This window comes from Dokdonella sp. (assembly GCF_044227025.1).
Lineage (GTDB): Bacteria > Pseudomonadota > Gammaproteobacteria > Xanthomonadales > Rhodanobacteraceae > Dokdonella_A.
This window is the reverse complement of sequence record NZ_JBGAFX010000001.1, coordinates 68,365-84,806: the sequence shown is the minus strand read 5'-3', so window position 1 is coordinate 84,806 and position 16,442 is coordinate 68,365. Positions and strand designations below refer to the sequence as shown.

The following is a 16,442-nucleotide window of genomic DNA, read 5'->3' as shown; positions in this document are numbered from 1 at the left end:
CACCTCGCATGCCACGTGCCGGAGCGGCGCTCGCGCTGCTCGCCATCGCCGGCTGTGCGACGCAGTCGCCGCGCGAGCCTGCGTTCGAACTCGAAGGCGATGCGTCGGTGTTGCTGCCCGGCGTCGTTTCTTCGGACTACTCGGAAATCCGCGCGGCGGTGAGTGCCGACGGCAACACCGTGCTGTGGGGCAGCACCAATCGCCCGGGCGGTGCGGGTGGCTGGGACATCTGGATGAGCCGTCGAGAAGGGTCGGGCTGGAGCGCGCCGGTCGCGGTGTCGTTCGACTCGCCGCAGAACGAGTTCGATCCTGCGTTCACGCCGGACGGGCGCACGCTCTGGTTCTTCTCCAATCGCTCCGGCGGCCTCGGTGGCGACGACCTCTGGCGCGTCGCGTTCGATCCGCGCAGTGCGACGTTCGGCGTGCCCGTCAACGCGGGGGCGTCGATCAACAGCGCCGGCGACGAATGGGCGCCCACGCCTTCGCCGGACGGGCGGGCCTTGCTGTTCGCGACGAACGGGCGCGGCGGCGCGGGCCGACATGACCTGTTCCTGAGCGCGTGGCATGGCGGCGCCTGGCAATCGGCGCAACCGCTCGCCGGCGAGGTCAACGGGCCCGGCGACGATTTCGACGCCGCCTTCGTCGACGACGGACGCGTGCTGGTATTCGCGCGCTCCGAGGATGTGGAGCATGCGCCGATCGCCCTGTGGTCGGCCGTGCGCGAGGGTGGGCGCTACATGCATCCGCAGCGCCTGGACACGCGCGTGAACGTCGACGGCGGCTGGATTCTCGGCCCTTCCGACGACCGCGCGCATCCGGGCACGCTGCTGTTCTCGGGCGTACGCGCCGGCGGGCAGGGACTTGCCGACATTCATTCCATCCACTATCGCGTGCGCTGAGCGCGAGTACGAACCGACCATGCCGATCACCCCGCAGGAAGCGCTGCAACGCGCGATCGAACACCGCGAGATCTTCCACGACGAGATGGTCGACCTGATGCGGCAGATCATGCGCAACGAGGTTTCGCCGACGCTGGTCGCGGCGATCATCGCGGCGCTGCGCGTCAAGAAGGAGACGATCGGCGAGATCGCCGGCGCCGCGCGCGTGATGCGCGAGCTTGCGGCGAAGGTTGACGTCGGTACGCCGGCGCACTTCGTCGACATCGTCGGCACCGGCGGCGACGGCGCACATACGTTCAACATCTCGACCGCGAGCATGTTCGTCGCGGCCGCTGCGGGCGCCAAGGTCGCCAAGCACGGCAACCGCAGCGTGTCGTCGAAGTCCGGCAGTGCCGACGTGCTGGAGGCGCTCGGTGCTTCGATCGACCTCGACTCGGCGCAGGTCGCGCGCTGCTTCGGCGAGACCGGCATCGGCTTCATGTTCGCGCCGAACCACCACCCGGCGATGAAGGTCGTCGCGCCGGTGCGCAAGGAGCTCGGCGTTCGCACGCTGTTCAACATCCTCGGCCCGCTGACCAATCCCGCTGGCGCGCCGAGCATCCTGATGGGCGTGTTCCATCCCGACCTCGTCGGCATCCAGGTGCGCGCGCTGCAGCAACTCGGCGCGCGCCATGCACTGGTGGTCTGGGGCCGTGACGGCATGGACGAGATCTCGCTCGGTGCGGCGACCCTGGTCGGCGAACTGCGCGACGGCGAGGTGCGCGAGTACGTGATCGAACCGGAGGATTTCGGTTTCGCGATGGCGTCGAGCCGCAACCTGCGTGTCGCCCATGCGCACGAGTCGAAGGCACTGCTGCTGGAAGCGCTCGACGACACACCGGGCGTCGCGCGCGACATCGTGCTGTTGAATGCGGGTGCTGCACTGTACGCGGCCGACCTCGCGGGCTCGATCCAGGACGGCATCGACCGCGCGCGCGCGGCCGTCGCGAGCGGTGCTGCGCGCGCGAAGCTCGACGCGTTCGTCGCCGCGACGCGACGGCTCGCCGCGGGAGCGGCCTCGCCGGCGTAGGGTGGGCCCCGGCCCACCATGGCGAAAGAGCATCGCGGCTTCCGCCGCTCCCACAACAGCCTTCAGCCCTCAGCCCTCGCCATGACCGACATCCTTCAACGCATCCTTTCCCGCAAGGTCGAAGAGATCGCCGAGCGCAGCGCACGCCTGCCGCTGAGCGAACTCTCCGCGCAGGTCGGCGACCTGCCGCCGACGCGCGGCTTCGCCGCCGCGATCGAGGCGAAGCTCGATGCCGGCCTGCCGGCCGTGATCGCGGAAGTGAAAAAGGCGAGTCCGTCGCAGGGCGTGATCCGCGCCGACTTCGACCCGGCCGCGATCGCCCGCAGCTACGAGGCCGGCGGCGCGGCCTGCCTGTCGGTGCTGACCGATGCGGATTTCTTCCACGGCAGCGAGATGTACCTGCGACAGGCGCGTGCGGCGTGTGCACTGCCGGTGCTGCGCAAGGACTTCACGATCGACGCGTACCAGGTGTACGAGGCGCGCGCGATCGGCGCCGACGCGATCCTGCTGATCGTTGCCGCGCTCGGCGACGCCGCGCTGCTCGAACTCGCCCTGCTCGCGGCCGAGCTCGATCTCGACGTGCTGGTCGAAGTCCACGACGAAGCCGAGCTCGAACGCGCGCTCGACATCCCGGCGCCACTGGTCGGCATCAACAACCGCAACCTGCGCACGTTCGAGACTTCGCTCGACACGACGCTGCGCCTGCGCAGCCGCGTCGACGAGGGCCGCGTGCTGGTCACCGAGAGCGGCATCCACACGCCCGCCGACGTCGCGAAGATGCGCGACGCCGGCGTCGGCGCATTCCTCGTCGGCGAGGCGTTCATGCGCGCGGCGGATCCCGGCGCGGAACTCGCGCGGCTGTTCTTCGCGCACTGACTCGCGAAGGCCAGTCGCCCACAGGGCCTGCCCCGGACTTGATCCGGGGGATGGGCTCCTACACGAGTGGTCGCAGCTGGTCCTCGATCGAGCGCGTGCGCTCGCTCACGCTGTCGCCGGTATGCAGCGTCGACTTGCGCTCGATCAGCATGAGCAGGCATTCGCGCTCGGCGACCGGGTTGTGCCGCACGCCTTTCGGCACGACGAACATCTCGCCCTCGCCGATCTCCACCGCGCCTGCTTCCATCTCGATGCGCAGGCGGCCATCGAGGATGTAGAACAGCTCGTCCTCGTCGGCATGCGCATGCCAGCCGAACGTGCCGTGCACCTTGGCGACTTTCACGTACGAATCATCCAGCTCGCCGACGACGCGCGGCGACCACAGTTCGGTCAGGGAGCGGGCGACGCTTCGGGGTGAGGCAGTGGCGGACATGGGGTGCTCCTCTCGAACCGTCAGTTGTCCAGATGCGGATGTCGCGTGCCGATGCAAGGCTCAGAACGAAGCACACACGGCCGCACGCTCGCGCAGCACCGATTCCTGCCGGAAGATCGTGCGATAGCGCGCGGCCACCTCGCGTACGCGCGACTCGGTCACGCTGTCGTCGGCATGCACGAGGATGACGACGCGATTCGCTTCGCCAATGGTTGTGCCGTCGGCGCCGCGCCAGTGGCCGTGCGCGTCGAGGACGGTGTAGCCGCGCGGAAACGCCGGCCCGAGCACATCGGACTCGAACCGTTGCCACGCCGCCTCATCGACTTCGCCGCCGCCGGGAATCGCGCGGCCGAAGTACAGCGCATCGCGCACCAGCCGCTGTTCGTCGAGGCGGCAGCCGAGCGGATGCTCGCGCACCCAGTCCGCGTGGCAGCCGGCGAGCAGGGCGGTTGCGACGACGAGGATGCGGGGTGCAAGCCGCCGGATCATTTCGCGTTTCCCGGACTGCACATGGGTGTACTGACGTGATTCAACCATGCGATGGATGCCGCGTGCGTGCACGCATGTGGGCCTGGCTTTCGGATGGCGCGCGACGGGCAAGTGCCGCGATCATCACTCGCCTACGGGCTTGCGCCGCCCGTGTCGCGGCCTGGATTCGCTTTGTCGGTTGGGGAGCAGGTCGCCATCGCGCCAGGCGAATGCCGCGGCTTGCAGGTCCGCGGCCGATCCGAAGCCGAGCTTGCGCTTCACCGATTCACGATGCGCGTCGACGGTCTTCACCTGGATGCCGAGGTTCGCCGCGATCTGGCTTGGCCGATGGCCCAAGCCGATGCGCACGAACACTTCGTTTTCGCGCTCGGTCAGCGGCAAAGGGGGCGGTACCAGGGTACGACGCACCTCACAGCCTTCACAGGCCGCGAGCCCGGCGCGTGGCAGCGGACAAGCGGTCACGACCTCGAGGAGCCGCGTGATCGCCGCAGACGGAACGCGCTCGTTGACGTAGCCGCAGGAGCAATAGGCGCCGAATACGGGGCGGGTGCCTGCATGTGGCCGCGCGCCGACGACGAGGATGCGCGGGATGTGCGGATCCGCATCGAGCAGTTGTCGCGTGGCCACGACGAGTGCCACATCGATGACGAGCACATCGGGTTTGTGCTTGCGGAGCAGCGCCGAAAGATGGCGCGCATTGTCCGCCGCACCGGCAACCGTTATCGGCTCCAGCGAATACGCGAGATCCAGGAATCCGCGCAGCCAAAGGGGATGGCCGGAACCCACGACGAGCGAAGGTCGATGTGGCATCGGCATGCGATCCAGCGCCAATTAGTGAAGGATTGTGAACAGCATCACATTAAGAGCCAAGTCGTGCAAGGGTGATTTTGCGTGTTATTTCAAATATTTACTGTCCGATGAAAGCATGTCGAACAGGATGTTTCAGCCAAAAGGCGTAGGTGAAACCCCGATATACGGTACACACAGCAGTGCTGAAAATGAAGCCATTACCGAGGTCGGAGTTGCAGCTCCACTACTCGGTGAGCTAGTGGGTGATCCGGTGTTGTAAACGTTTACGGAGGCGGGCATGGGGGGAACGCAGCGCAAACCGGACGGACTTCGTCCCGCTTCGTCCGAAATGCTGCGCATCCAGGCGGTCGAATGCCTCGAACTCCTGCTGAAGCGCTCGAGCGCCCTGCGATTCGCCTGCCTCGGCACCGCGGATGGCCGGCTGCTCGCAAGCATCAATGCCGACGCCCAATCGAATGGCGAACGGATCGCCGCCATGACGAGCTCGCTGCTCGCCCTGAGTGAATCGTTCGCCAAGGATGCGTTGCGCGGCCATTGCAACTACTCGGTCGTCGCCACCGACCATGGCTCCATCGTGGTCGTACGCGTGCCGCACGTGGGTCGCGGCTACATGCTTTCCGTCGGCGCGGATGGATCTGAGGTGATGGCGCTGACCTTGCGCGCCGCGCTCGACACCGCCGAGCGGCTCTCCCGGATCATCGCGGACGCTTCTGCGGCCGCGGCTTGAAGACCGCCGGAATTCCGGCCCCGTGAGCGGGGGAACCGCTTCGTTCCACAAAACAGGGCAAACAGACATGGCAAAGGTCTCTCTCGAACCACTGCGCAGCATCGATGGCTACATGGCCTCCGCATTGGTGGACGCCGACAGCGGCATGCTTCTCGCCGGCGACGGCAGCGGCGTCAACCTCGAAATCGCGGCGGCCGGCAACGCGGAAGTCGTGAAGGCGAAGCGCAAGGTCGCCAACAACCTCAAGCTCAACGACACCATCGAAGACATCCTCATCAGTCTCACCAAGCAGTACCACGTCGTCCGCCCGCTCGAATCGAACCAGAAGCTGTTCCTGTACATCGTGCTCGATCGCGCCAAGGCGAACCTGGCGATGGCAAGGCACGAGATCCGTACGTTCGAGAAGTCGGTCGACTTCTCCTGATCGACGTCGCGGGATACGTCCCGGCTGCATGCAGCGGCCGGGGCGTCGAAGTCAGAATGGTGAATGCATGCAATTCGACTTGCGCTACGCGGGGCTGAACCCGGCGATGGAGCAGCGCCTGCGACTCGCCACCACGGCGCTGGCGGCGCACCGGATGCAGGCACGTGCGTCCGAATGGGACGGCACGCGCTGCGACATGGTCGCCGCCGATCCGACCGACGCCTACGGCCGACGCGTGCTGGAAATCGCGCGCCGGCGGGGCACGCCGGCCCTGGAGATCGGGCCATCGACGGCACTGTACGAGCCCGGGGCCACCGTCGCACGCCTCACGCGCGCTCTCCACGAACTGCTGCTGCGCGCCTCCGGCAATGCCCGCGCACCTTTGTTGCAGGCACCGGCGGCGCCGCACATGCAGCTTGCGAGCATGCCGGCTCTCGTCCGCCTCGCACTCGATCCCGCGCTCGCGGGCATCGATGTCGAGGCACGCTCCCAGGAAGCGCGTTCGCAGAACGTCGTCGTCTGGTTGCTGCCGAGCACGGGGCGGGTGCTGAGTGCGACCGTCAGCGACCAGCTGCGCGCGCGGGAGCGCCTCGCGGTGAAGGAGTGGAGTTTCACGCCGATCACCGAACGGCAGCGCGCGGCACCGCTTGGTGAAGTGAGCGCGAGCCTCGATGCGTTCCTGCTGCAGGGCGCGTGGCACGCCAGGTCGGAGTTGCCGCCGTTTTCGGGGGGCGAGGTCGGCCTGAGCGACTGGCCCGACCTCGGCAGCGCGGCGTCCCTGGTCGAAGCCCTCAAGGTGGTGCAGGCGCTGCAACGATCGCGCGGCAACGCCGCGGGCATCGCGCGTCGTTGCGGGCTGGCCCAACGCGATGTCGACGCCTGCCTGTGGGCGTTCAAGGCGGCGGCATTGCTGGATGATGCCAATGAGTCCGCGCCCGCGGCGGTGCCTGCTGCGGTGCTCGTAGCGGCGAATCGCGGCGGCTTGCTGTCCCGCCTCGCCGCGCATTTCGGATTGTCCAGACCATGAGCGCTGCATCCATGCCCGAACAATCCGTGGTCGCGGGAACGCTTGATGATGGTGTCGCAAAGCTCGTGTTCGCCGGCCCTGTGGGTGCGGGCAAGACGACCGCAATCCGCGCGGTAACCGATCGCGAGCCGATTGCGACCGAGATGCCGCTCAGCGACGGTGCGATGGGCGACAAGACCACGACGACGGTCGCGCTCGACTTTTCGACGGCGGTACTCGACGACGGCACGCCGTTGCTCGTGTACGGAATGCCTGGCCAGGATCGCTTCGCATTCATGCGCCCGATCGTGCTCGAGGGCGCGTTCGGGGTCGTCATCGTGCTCGACGGCAGCTCGGCGGACGCTGCGGACCAGTGCGAGTACTGGTTGCGCGAGCTGCGTGCAATCCGGTCCGACGTCGCCATGGTGGTAGGCATCACCCACACCGACCGGGTGCCATCGTTCTCGCTCGGACCCATTCGCGGCGCGATCCGTCGCTGCGGACCGATCGTTCCGACCTTCACATTCGACGCACGCGACCGCGCCCAGACCGCCCATCTGGTCCGTGCACTGCTGGTCGCGATGCACTAGCGGCGCGAACATGTCGCACGAACTGGTGGAGCGCTTTCGCGAAAACGGCTTGCGCCTGCGCACGGTGCTCGAGGACATGCTCGACGAAGCTCCCGCACACCGCACGGACCGTCGCGGGTGTGGCTACACGCAGGCAACGCGGTTCCTCGCCACCTACATCAACCACCCCGGTGATTCCGATGATCCGGCGGACCTTGACGTGTTCGAGGGCTGGCCACAGCGTGACAGTGGGTTCGTGGCCGCGACGTTGCGCGGCGCAGGCTGGTCAGCCGGTTGGCGTCGGGTTGACCAGGCGCCTGCCGCGGTGCGCGCCGCGGGCGCCCAGCATGCGCATGCACTCGAGGCGCTCGCTGGCCTGCGTGATCGCGTGCACGCCGTGCGCGCGGCACTCGACTGCGAAGAGAGCCGCCTCTTCGTCGACCTGCTCCACCAACTTCTCGCGCGCGACGCATGCATGCGCTACCGCATGCCGCCGATGCCGGTGAAACCGGCCATCGGCAGCTGCTCGCAGGCGGAGGAGTTCTTTCTCGAGCTGGCGCACGGTCGCGTGCGGCGTGGCGGGAGCGTCAATGTGTTCGTCGACGACGCGGGTGATCCGCACCTGATCGAGAAGATGAATCTCGGCGAATCGCACTCCGCGATCGTGCTGGAGCCGGTCGATCTGAATGGAGTGACGTTGCCGCCAGGTTCCCTGTGCGCGCTGTCGCACGCCGACGAGTCGCACGCGCGCATGACGTCGAACGGTCGATGCTTGCCGCTCGCTGCAGTCGCCCAGGCGCGCTTCCTGCGGCTCACGACGCTCGCGGTCGAACCGCCGATCCGCGCGCGCGCATTCTCGGCGCAACTCGAAGCGCAGGTGCGCGCCCGCATGCTGTCGCCCGCTTCGACCACGCTGGCCGAACTGCGCGGATTCGCGCGGCGCGAAGCGCTCGCCGCCCGATGACGCCGCTGCGTACATATTTCCACCCGGACTATTCGCCTCACGAGGTACCCTCGCTGGCGCGCCTTGCAGTGGCTGCGCGCTACCTGCACGAGCGCGGGCTGGCCGAGCTGGTCTCGCCGCCCGCGCTCGATCGTGCCCTGCTGCGCGGACTGCACGCCGAGTCCTACCTCGCGGCGTTCGAGTGCGGATCCGAGCCGCTCGCGTCGAGCCAGGGCATCCCCTGGTCGCCGCGCATGCGCGACGCCAGCTACGCGATGCTGGCCGGGCAGCTCGCAGCCGTGAACCACGCGCTCGACCACGGCATTGCGATGAACCTCGCACGAGGCTTCCACCACGCCGTATTCGAGAGGGGCGCGGGCTTCTGCCCGATCAACGGACTGGCTTTCGTGGCGCACTGTCGCCCCGACCTGCAGGTGTTCGTCGTCGACTGCGACGAGCATGGCGGCAATGGCACGGAGGAATACGCCGCACGCCTGCCCAACCTGTACAACGCATCGATGTTCGGCACGCGCTTCGGCTGCATCGGCAACGCACGATCGTGGCCGTTCGAAGTGCGCCTGGCCCGCGACGGTCGCCGCGCGCATCTGGTGGCGCTGGAGCGCATCGAGGCGCTTGTGCGCGCGACCATGCCGGACCTGCTGCTGTACCAGGCGGGCGCCGACAGCCACGAGCACGACCCCAAGAGTTGCAGCGGCTTCAGCGCGCGCGCGCTCGTCGAACGCGATCTTCGCGTGTTCGCGATGGCGCGCCGCCTGGCCATTCCGATCGTCGTGATCGTGGCCGGTGGTTACCAGGCCGCGGAGGCGATCGCGCGAATCAACGCGGCCACGGCCCGCTGCGCGTTGCGCGCATTCGCGCGCAACGCGCAGTCGCGGACCGGGTCCCCGGGTCCCACATCGATCGCGGCGGCGCCGTAGGCAGGCCCGGGTCGCCGGCATCGCATCACTTCAGGTTCGCCTCGAACAGCTTGTAAATGCGCTTGTACTCGTCGAGCCACGAATCGGCATTGGTGAAGCCGTGGCGGTCGAGCGGATAGCCGGCGAGTTCGAAGTTATCCTTGTGCAGCTCGATCAGCCGCTGGTACAGGCGCACCGAGTCCTCGAACAGCACGTTGTCGTCGATCATGCCGTGCGCGATCAGCAGCGAGCCGCGCAGGCCATCGGCGAATTCGATCGGCGACGAGCGCCGGTAGGCGATCGGATCGAGCTGCGGCGTGTTGAGGATGTTCGAGGTGTACTCGTGGTTGTACTGTGCCCAGTCGGTGACCGGGCGCAGCGCCGCGCCGGCCTTGAACACGTCCGGCGCGCGGAACAATGCCATCAGGGTCATGAAGCCGCCGTAGGAACCGCCGTAGACGCCGACGCGCTGCGGATCGGCCGATGCGTTCTTCTCCAGCCAGTGCACGCCGTCGATCAGGTCTTCCAACTCCGGGCGGCCCATGTCGCGGTAGATCGCGGTGCGCCAGTCGCGGCCGTAGCCCTCGCTCGCGCGGTAGTCCATGTCGAGCACGACATAGCCGTGCTCGAGCAGCAGGTTGTGGAACATCTGCTCGCGGAAATAGTACGGGAACTGCAGATGCACGTTCTGCGTGTAGCCGGCGCCGTGCACGAACATCACCGCGGGATGCTTCTTCGACGCGTCGAAATCCTTCGGCTGATAGAACTTCGCATAGATCGGCTGCTTCGTGTGCGTCGAAGGCACTTCGACGATCTTCGGTTCGACCCATTGCCTCGCCTTGTATTCGGGCGTGCGCGTGTCGGTCAGCTCGCGCACGGCGCCGCCGTCGACGGCAACGACCGCGAGCTGCGCCGGAACATATGCACTCGAATGCAGTGCCGCGAGTTGGCGCCCGTCCGGCGACAGCGCGAACTGTTCCAGGCCCTTGAACGAGGTGACGCGTTCGAGCGCGCCGCCGCCGACGGCAACGCGGTAGGCGTCGTAGCTGTAGGGCGCTTCCCTGTTCGCGCGCAGGTAGAACCATTGGCCGTCCGGCGACAGCACCGGCGCAGAGACTTCGAAGCGCCCGCTGGTCAGCGCGTTCGCCTTTCCGCCCGGGACTTTGGTGTAGAGCTGCGCATAGCCGCTCTCCTCCGACACGTACCACAGGGTGCGGTTGTCGCGCTCGAACCCGAATTCGTTGAAGGCCCAGTTGATCCACGCCGGGTCGCTCAGGCGGTGCTGGGTGAGCAGCTTCGCGCGGTCGAAATCGACCGTCGCGATCCAGCGGTCCTTGTTGTCGATCGCGCGGATCTGGATCGCCAGACCCTTGCCGTCCGCGCTCCACACGATGCCGCCGCCGCCACCGTCCTCGCCGCGGGCGACGATGCGCACGGCGCGTACCCCGGGTGCGTCGGCCTTCTTCTTCGACGAGGGCTGGGGGCCGGGGGCCGAGGATTGCGAAGCGGGCTTGTCGTCGACCGGTCGCTCCTTCGCGTTTTCTTCGCGTACCGCTTTCAGCGGATCGTCATGGATGCCGGGCAGGTCGTCGAGCGCGAGCGCGCTCTGCGTGTGGCGTGCGAGGTCGAGCAGCAGCAGCGATTGCGGCGCCGGATCGGCGCGGCCGACGCGGGTGCGCTCGTCCTCCTGTTCCTCGTAGCCCGATTCGGTCACGAAACGCTGGAGCTTGCCCTGCTTGCCGTGCTCGTACGCCTTGGGCGAGGTCACGACCAGCAGCCAGCGACCGTCCGGCGACAGCGAGGTAGCTTCGATCGTGACCTCGTCGCCAAGGTAGAACGGCAGCGGTGCGCGCGTCGGGTCGCCCTTGGCGAACTCGTCGCCGTGCTGCTTCTGCGCCTCGCGGTCGGCCTTGATCCGGCGCAGGGTCGAGAACCAGCGCAATTGATCCTGAGCGAGATCGTCCGGCTTCTTCGCCTCCGGGTCCTTCTCGGCCTTCAGGATCGCCGCGGGGCCGCCAATCGCACCGGCGATGTCCCACGAGAACCAGGCGTTTCCGCTGCGGTATTGCAGGCTGCGGCCGTCGGCGGAGAATTGCGGCGAGGCTTCGGCCTCGGGCGTGCGCGTGACCTGCAGCAGCCGGCCACTCGCCAGTTCGCGCACGAATACATCGCCATTGCGCACGAAGGCCGCGCGCGTGCGCGCGCGATCGAACACCGCATCCGCGCCGTCCGCATTCGCCATCGCGGCAGGATCGAGCACCGTGTCGCGCGTATCGGCGAGGTCGAGGCGGTGGCGATCGCGCACCGGCGAGCCGCTGCGCTTGAGGTCGTAGTAGAGGCTGCGCCCGTCCGCGCTCCAGTACGGAGTTTCGACCGGCGGACCGATCCAGTCGGGATTGGCCATCGCCTGCTCCAGCGTGACCGCGCGAGCGGGCGCGGCGGCGAGGCAGAGCAGGGCGACGAGGCAAGCGGTGGACAGACGATCCATTGCGGGCTCCGGGCAGGCGCAAAGGCGCAGGATAGCCGGTTGCGCCGCCGCCGGACCGGGCCGGAAGTCAGCGCGCGCGCCCGTTCGCTTGGCAAAACCGCGCGCGGCGGGCAGCCTACGCGCCTGGCATTGCCCCGGAGACCGTCTTGATCCTGCCCTGCGTAGAAACCGAAACCGCGACCAACCCGACCCATGTCGTGATCTGGCTGCACGGCCTCGGTGCCGACGGCAACGATTTCGCGCCGATCGTGCCCGAGCTGGTCGACCGGGTGTGGCCGCCGCTGCGCTTCGTGTTTCCGCATGCGCCGATGCGCGCGGTCACGATCAACGGCGGCATGCGCATGCGCGCGTGGTACGACATCAAGGGCGCGCGCATCGAGGACAAGCAGGACGAGGTCGGCATCCGCGAGTCGATCGCCCAGCTCGATGCACTGATCGCGCGCGAAGGCGAGCGCGGGATCGCGCCATCGCGCGTGCTGCTGGCCGGATTCTCGCAGGGCGGCGCGATCGCGCTTGCCGGCGGCGTGCGCCACGCGCAAGCCCTTGCCGGCATCGTCGCGCTGTCGACCTACCTGCCGCTGCAACCGGCGACCGCGGCCGAGCGCAGCAGCGCCAATGCGGCGACGCCGATCTTCATGGCGCACGGCAGCGTCGATCCGGTGGTGCCGCAGCCGCTCGGCAGCACCAGCCGCGATGCGCTGACGGCGCTCGGTTACGCCATCGCCTGGCACAGTTACCCGATGGCGCACCAGGTCTGCGCGCAGGAGGTCGCCGACCTGCGCGCCTGGATCGGCGCGCGCCTCGCTGCCTGTTAATGTAGGGGCGGTTTCGGAATTCCGGTCGCTCCGGGCGCGGCGCCGACGGCGTGGAGTCGAAGAGCACGGCTGGCGTGATGCCGGGTGTTTCGACTACGCGCAACTTCGTTTCGCCACGCTCGACACGAACGGTCGGGAAGGTGAAGGGGATCGATCGGGAGATGCCGGTGCCATCACGCGCCACCACCAATGAGCGTGCGGGTATCACGGCAGGCCTGCCGCAGTTCTGCAATGCGCCGACTTTGTTCGCGCTGATGGTCGTCGCCGAGCTGGTCGCGCTGGTCATCGTGCTCGTGCCCGAGGCACATGCGCGCGCCTGGTTGCCGCGCCTCGGCGTGCTCAGCCTGTACGTGCAATGGCTGGCCCTGCTCGACGCCGTCGTGCTGTGTTCGCTGCGCAGGCCGTTGCAGCGTTTCAGCCAGCGTGGCGGGCTGGTCATCGCGTGGTTGACCGCGGTGCTGGTGACCACGCTTGGCAGTGCGGTGGTGTGCCGGCTCGACCAGGCGCTCAACCTCGGCCTGAGCGTGCCGCCCGAAGCCAGCCTGCGCTTCGTGGTCGCGAATGCGGTGATCTGCGCGCTGATCGCGGCCGCCCTGCTGCGCTACCTGTATGTTCTGGAGCAATGGCGCGAGCGCGTGCGGGCGGCGGCGAAGGCGCAGGTCGACGCCCTGCAGGCGCGCATTCGCCCGCATTTCCTGTTCAACAGCATGAACACGATCGCGAGCCTGATCCGCACCCGCCCCGCCGACGCCGAACGCACGGTCGAGGACCTGTCCGACCTGTTCCGTGCGGCGCTCGGCGCGGATGATCGTCCGGGCACGCTTGGCGAGGAACTCGATCTGGTTTCGCGCTATCTCGACATCGAACGCCTGCGCCTCGGCGACCGACTCGCACTCGATCTCGACGTCGGCGACCTGCCACGCAACTTCACGCTGCCGCGCCTGCTGCTGCAGCCGCTGATCGAGAACGCGATCTACCACGGCATCCAGCCGCGCGCGGAGGGCGGCACGCTCGAACTGCGCGGGCGGCGCGTCGCCGGCGGCGTCGAGATCACGATCGCCAATCCGCTCCCGCCCGGCGCATCGGCGCGCCGCAACGGCGTCGCGCTGGCCAACGTGCGCGCGCGCATCGAGTACCATTTCGGAGCGCGCGGCGAATTGCGCGTCGAACCGGCAGAGGGGAAATACCGCGTGAGCGTGCACCTGCCAGAGGTGATCGAGCGATGAAGGCGTTGATCGTCGACGACGAGCCGCTGGCGCGCGAGCGCATGGCGGCGCTGCTCGCGGACATCGACGGCATCGAGATCGCCGGCGAGGCCGGCAATGGCCGCGACGCCCTCGAAGCGATAGGCCGGCTCGCGCCGGACGTGGTCCTGCTCGACATCCGCATGCCGGTGATGGACGGCATCGAGGTCGCGCGCCATCTCGCCACGCTGGCCCACGCGCCGGCGGTGATCTTCTGCACCGCTTATGGCGACCATGCCGTCGACGCGTTCGAGGCGAATGCGGTCGACTACCTGCTGAAGCCGGTGCGTGCAGAACGCCTGGTGGCGGCACTGGCGAAAGTGCGGCGCTGGAGCGGCGAAGGCGCGGCCGCGAGCGTGCGCGCCCTCGACGCGCAGGCGCGCACGCACCTGTGCGCGCGCGTGCGCGGCAGCCTCGTGCTGGTGCCGATCAGCGATGTCGATTACCTGCTGGCCGAGGACAAGTACGTCGTGGTGCACCATCCGCGCGGCGAGGTGCTGATCGAGGAGCCGCTGAAGGCACTCGAAGACGAATTCGAAAGCCGCTTCGTGCGCATCCACCGCAATTGCCTGGTCGCGCGCGCGAAGCTGACTGGTCTCACCCGCACGCCGGACGGACGCCTGTTCGCCAACCTCGAGGGCGTCGCCGCGACGCTCGAGGTCAGTCGTCGCAACCTGCCCGCGCTGCGCAAGCTGATAAGGAACCTATGAACATCCTGCGCATTGCCACCCGCCAGAGCGCACTCGCGTTGTGGCAGGCCGAGCACGTCGCCGCACGCCTGCGCGCGCTGCATCCTGGCCTCGTGGTCGAACTGGTGCCGATGACGACGCGCGGCGACCAGATCATCGACCGTCCGCTGGCGGCGATCGGCGGCAAGGGCCTGTTCCTGAAGGAGCTCGAGGTCGCGATGCTGGAGGAGCGTGCCGACCTTGCGGTGCACTCGTTCAAGGACGTGCCGATGCAGCTCGAACACGGCTTCGCGATCGGCGCCGTGCTCGAACGTGCGGATGCCGCCGATGCGTTCATCAGCAACCAGCACACGCGCCTCGCCGAACTGCCGCGCGGTGCGCGCGTCGGTACCTCTTCGCTGCGCCGGCAGGCGCAACTGCGCGCATTGCGACCGGATCTCGAACTCGCCGACCTGCGCGGCAACGTCAACACGCGCCTCGCCAAACTCGACGCCAGCGAATACGCCGCGATCATCCTCGCCTGCGCCGGCATAGAGCGGCTCGGCCTCGGCGAACGCATCGCCGCGCGGCTCGCCGCGCCGGACTGGCTGCCCGCGGTGGCGCAGGGCGCGATCGCGGTCGAGTGCCGCATCGGCGACAGCTCGGTGCAGGACCTGCTGCGCGGGCTCGACGACGCCGACACGCATCGCTGCGTCGCCGCCGAGCGGGCGATGAACCTGGAACTGCACGGCAGCTGCAACGTGCCGATCGCCGGCTACTGCGTCGAGACGGAAACCGGACTCGCGCTGTGGGGCCTCGTCGGTGACGCCAGCACCGGACGCCTCGTGCGCGCCGAAGCGAGCGGCCCGCGCGACGCGCCCGAAGCGCTCGGGCGGGAAGTCGCCGCGCTGCTGCGCGAGCGCGGCGCGGACGCGATCCTGCACCCGCAGGGCTGACGCGTCCGCTACCGACAGGCACGCCGCCTGTGGGCTGCTGGACATCCCCGCAAGGATGTCACGTAGCGTGCGCGCCACGCCGACCCAGTGAGTTCATGGGCGGTAGCGCCGCGGGTCGCGAGCGATGCGGACCGGAGCGCCTACGCTTCGCTCCCGCCCGGCAGGGATGCGCGGCGCGGAACCCCGCGCCGCTTTGCATCAACCGCCGAAGTTGTAGACGAGGTTCGTCGTGATCAGCTGGTCGGTCTTCTTGATCCCGGGCGCGACGTCCGAGTTGTTGCGCACCTGGTAGCCGACCTTCAGCGCGAACGACTTGTTGATCGCGACCTGCAGGCCCGCGTCGTTCTGGATGAAGGTGTTGTTGCTGCCGGCCTCGACCAGGAACGTGTCGATGAACGAGGTCGTTTCGGTGAAGTTGTGCTTGTACGCGACCAGGCCGCGACCGACGACTTCGCCATCGGACTTGTACGAGGTGACGACAGGCGGCGCCACGCTGAGGTCGACCGTGTCGATCGGACGGTAGCGCTTGTAGCCGGGGCCGACTTCGAACGACAGCTCGTCGCTGGCGTTCTTCAGCACGGTGTAGCCGTAACCGATCGACGCGACGGCCTGGTACTGGAACGGCGAGAAGTCGTCGTTCTCGTAGCGCAGCGCGCCGACGATGTAGCTGCGCTCGTCGAGCTTGTAACCCATCGAGGCACCGGCTTCGTAGCGGTTCGCGGTCGTGTCGTAGTTCTTGACGTTGGCGATGCCGCCATTGCCGTCGAGCGTCGCGACGGTCACTTCACCCTTGCTGCGCAATGCAGTCAGGTAGAAATTGTCCTTCCACTCGTCGTCTTCCTTCTTGAACGTGAGCTTCGCGTTCAGGTTTTCAGACTTCGCATTGCCGCGCGAAGCGGCGAAGCCGAGTTCGCCCGCGCCCGACCAGCCGTCATCGGCGAATGCGCAAACCGGCAGGGCAGCGAGTACGGCAGCGGTCAGCAGGATCGTCTTCATCGTCTTTTCTCTCCTCGGGGGCACCAAAAGGGCCGCATCAGCGGCCCCGGGGAGCGGATGGTAGAGACATGCATTGAATCGGGCGTGAACGTTGGTGGCGGCGCGGTCAACTT

The 16,442-nt window shown here is 68.1% G+C and carries 18 protein-coding genes; 13 read left to right on the top strand and 5 right to left on the bottom strand.

From position 1 onward, the window contains the following. Positions 1–8 precede the first annotated feature (8 nt). The 3 genes from ACILRJ_RS00370 to trpC all read left to right on the top strand — a co-directional run bounded on the left by ACILRJ_RS00370 (position 9) and on the right by trpC (position 2,844). Complete coding sequence (locus ACILRJ_RS00370; RefSeq protein WP_395679214.1) at positions 9–899, top strand: TolB family protein; 891 nt, start codon at positions 9–11, stop codon at positions 897–899. A 19-nt stretch (positions 900–918) separates the two neighbouring features. Next, complete coding sequence (gene trpD, locus ACILRJ_RS00365) at positions 919–1,968, top strand: anthranilate phosphoribosyltransferase (protein ID WP_395679212.1); 1,050 nt, start codon at positions 919–921, stop codon at positions 1,966–1,968. 81 nt (positions 1,969–2,049) lie between these two features. Next, positions 2,050–2,844, top strand: coding sequence for an indole-3-glycerol phosphate synthase TrpC (gene trpC, locus ACILRJ_RS00360; protein WP_395679210.1), 795 nt, complete (start codon positions 2,050–2,052; stop codon positions 2,842–2,844). 58 nt (positions 2,845–2,902) lie between these two features. On the opposite strand, the gene ACILRJ_RS00355 is transcribed toward trpC, so the two are convergent. The 3 genes from ACILRJ_RS00355 to ACILRJ_RS00345 form a co-directional block, all read right to left on the bottom strand. Next, positions 2,903–3,277, bottom strand: a complete 375-nt coding sequence (locus ACILRJ_RS00355) for a cupin domain-containing protein (protein ID WP_395679208.1) — start codon at positions 3,275–3,277, stop codon at positions 2,903–2,905. Positions 3,278–3,337: 60 nt separating this feature from the next. Then, positions 3,338–3,766 (bottom strand): DUF3574 domain-containing protein, encoded by a 429-nt coding sequence (locus ACILRJ_RS00350; protein WP_395679206.1) that lies wholly within the window; start codon positions 3,764–3,766, stop codon positions 3,338–3,340. 123 nt (positions 3,767–3,889) lie between these two features. Continuing rightward, a complete protein-coding gene (locus ACILRJ_RS00345; RefSeq protein WP_395679204.1) occupies positions 3,890–4,576 on the bottom strand; it encodes a response regulator transcription factor in 687 nt (228 codons plus the stop codon). A gap of 277 nt (positions 4,577–4,853) precedes the next feature. On the opposite strand from ACILRJ_RS00345, the gene ACILRJ_RS00340 reads away from it, so the two are divergent. From ACILRJ_RS00340 to ACILRJ_RS00315, 6 genes are all read left to right on the top strand, one after another. Then, the gene (locus ACILRJ_RS00340) at positions 4,854–5,303 is read left to right on the top strand and encodes a roadblock/LC7 domain-containing protein (RefSeq protein ID WP_395679202.1); all 450 of its coding nucleotides are present in this window, start codon (positions 4,854–4,856) and stop codon (positions 5,301–5,303) included. A 67-nt stretch (positions 5,304–5,370) separates the two neighbouring features. Beyond that, on the top strand, positions 5,371–5,727 hold the full coding sequence (locus tag ACILRJ_RS00335) for a roadblock/LC7 domain-containing protein (protein WP_395679200.1): 357 nt from the start codon (positions 5,371–5,373) through the stop codon (positions 5,725–5,727). Positions 5,728–5,794: 67 nt separating this feature from the next. Continuing rightward, positions 5,795–6,754 (top strand): hypothetical protein, encoded by a 960-nt coding sequence (locus ACILRJ_RS00330; RefSeq protein ID WP_395679198.1) that lies wholly within the window; start codon positions 5,795–5,797, stop codon positions 6,752–6,754. An 11-nt stretch (positions 6,755–6,765) separates the two neighbouring features. Next, complete coding sequence (locus ACILRJ_RS00325; protein WP_395679196.1) at positions 6,766–7,323, top strand: GTP-binding protein; 558 nt, start codon at positions 6,766–6,768, stop codon at positions 7,321–7,323. Between the two features lie 10 nt (positions 7,324–7,333). Further along, positions 7,334–8,266, top strand: a complete 933-nt coding sequence (locus ACILRJ_RS00320; protein WP_395679194.1) for a hypothetical protein — start codon at positions 7,334–7,336, stop codon at positions 8,264–8,266. Continuing rightward, positions 8,263–9,183, top strand: a complete 921-nt coding sequence (locus ACILRJ_RS00315; RefSeq protein ID WP_395679192.1) for a hypothetical protein — start codon at positions 8,263–8,265, stop codon at positions 9,181–9,183. Before ACILRJ_RS00320 ends, ACILRJ_RS00315 begins: the two co-directional genes overlap by 4 nt. Before the next feature lie 25 nt (positions 9,184–9,208). Here ACILRJ_RS00315 and ACILRJ_RS00310 read toward each other — a convergent pair whose 3' ends face one another. Further along, a complete protein-coding gene (locus ACILRJ_RS00310) occupies positions 9,209–11,650 on the bottom strand; it encodes a prolyl oligopeptidase family serine peptidase (protein ID WP_395679190.1) in 2,442 nt (813 codons plus the stop codon). Positions 11,651–11,796: 146 nt separating this feature from the next. Between ACILRJ_RS00310 and ACILRJ_RS00305 the strand changes: the two genes are divergently transcribed. The 4 genes from ACILRJ_RS00305 (at position 11,797) to hemC (ending at position 15,333) form a co-directional block, all read left to right on the top strand. Further along, complete coding sequence (locus ACILRJ_RS00305) at positions 11,797–12,465, top strand: alpha/beta hydrolase (protein WP_395679188.1); 669 nt, start codon at positions 11,797–11,799, stop codon at positions 12,463–12,465. Positions 12,466–12,632: 167 nt separating this feature from the next. Then, positions 12,633–13,691: a sensor histidine kinase gene (locus tag ACILRJ_RS00300; protein ID WP_395679185.1), complete on the top strand. Its 1,059-nt coding sequence runs from the start codon at positions 12,633–12,635 to the stop codon at positions 13,689–13,691. Further along, positions 13,688–14,419: a LytR/AlgR family response regulator transcription factor gene (locus ACILRJ_RS00295; protein ID WP_395679183.1), complete on the top strand. Its 732-nt coding sequence runs from the start codon at positions 13,688–13,690 to the stop codon at positions 14,417–14,419. Before ACILRJ_RS00300 ends, ACILRJ_RS00295 begins: the two co-directional genes overlap by 4 nt. Next, positions 14,416–15,333, top strand: a complete 918-nt coding sequence (hemC, locus tag ACILRJ_RS00290; protein ID WP_395679181.1) for a hydroxymethylbilane synthase — start codon at positions 14,416–14,418, stop codon at positions 15,331–15,333. The genes ACILRJ_RS00295 and hemC overlap by 4 nt, the downstream gene beginning before the upstream one ends. Before the next feature lie 198 nt (positions 15,334–15,531). Here the strand turns inward: hemC and ACILRJ_RS00285 are convergent, their stop codons facing one another. Next, positions 15,532–16,329, bottom strand: a complete 798-nt coding sequence (locus tag ACILRJ_RS00285) for a YdiY family protein (RefSeq protein WP_395679179.1) — start codon at positions 16,327–16,329, stop codon at positions 15,532–15,534. Between the last annotated feature and the right edge of the window lie 113 nt (positions 16,330–16,442).

What these genes read in the sequence shown, in the direction of transcription:
- ACILRJ_RS00310 (WP_395679190.1), bottom strand. Translation starts at nt 11,650, where the DNA reads ATGGATCGTCTGTCCACCGCTTGCCTCGTCGCCCTGCTCTGCCTCGCC.
- ACILRJ_RS00345 (WP_395679204.1), bottom strand. Translation starts at nt 4,576, where the DNA reads ATGCCACATCGACCTTCGCTCGTCGTGGGTTCCGGCCATCCCCTTTGG.
- trpC (WP_395679210.1), top strand. Translation starts at nt 2,050, where the DNA reads ATGACCGACATCCTTCAACGCATCCTTTCCCGCAAGGTCGAAGAGATC.
- ACILRJ_RS00355 (WP_395679208.1), bottom strand. Translation starts at nt 3,277, where the DNA reads ATGTCCGCCACTGCCTCACCCCGAAGCGTCGCCCGCTCCCTGACCGAA.
- hemC (WP_395679181.1), top strand. Translation starts at nt 14,416, where the DNA reads ATGAACATCCTGCGCATTGCCACCCGCCAGAGCGCACTCGCGTTGTGG.
- ACILRJ_RS00320 (WP_395679194.1), top strand. Translation starts at nt 7,334, where the DNA reads ATGTCGCACGAACTGGTGGAGCGCTTTCGCGAAAACGGCTTGCGCCTG.
- ACILRJ_RS00335 (WP_395679200.1), top strand. Translation starts at nt 5,371, where the DNA reads ATGGCAAAGGTCTCTCTCGAACCACTGCGCAGCATCGATGGCTACATG.
- ACILRJ_RS00285 (WP_395679179.1), bottom strand. Translation starts at nt 16,329, where the DNA reads ATGAAGACGATCCTGCTGACCGCTGCCGTACTCGCTGCCCTGCCGGTT.
- ACILRJ_RS00350 (WP_395679206.1), bottom strand. Translation starts at nt 3,766, where the DNA reads ATGATCCGGCGGCTTGCACCCCGCATCCTCGTCGTCGCAACCGCCCTG.
- ACILRJ_RS00370 (WP_395679214.1), top strand. Translation starts at nt 9, where the DNA reads ATGCCACGTGCCGGAGCGGCGCTCGCGCTGCTCGCCATCGCCGGCTGT.
- trpD (WP_395679212.1), top strand. Translation starts at nt 919, where the DNA reads ATGCCGATCACCCCGCAGGAAGCGCTGCAACGCGCGATCGAACACCGC.
- ACILRJ_RS00295 (WP_395679183.1), top strand. Translation starts at nt 13,688, where the DNA reads ATGAAGGCGTTGATCGTCGACGACGAGCCGCTGGCGCGCGAGCGCATG.
- ACILRJ_RS00325 (WP_395679196.1), top strand. Translation starts at nt 6,766, where the DNA reads ATGCCCGAACAATCCGTGGTCGCGGGAACGCTTGATGATGGTGTCGCA.
- ACILRJ_RS00340 (WP_395679202.1), top strand. Translation starts at nt 4,854, where the DNA reads ATGGGGGGAACGCAGCGCAAACCGGACGGACTTCGTCCCGCTTCGTCC.
- ACILRJ_RS00315 (WP_395679192.1), top strand. Translation starts at nt 8,263, where the DNA reads ATGACGCCGCTGCGTACATATTTCCACCCGGACTATTCGCCTCACGAG.
- ACILRJ_RS00330 (WP_395679198.1), top strand. Translation starts at nt 5,795, where the DNA reads ATGCAATTCGACTTGCGCTACGCGGGGCTGAACCCGGCGATGGAGCAG.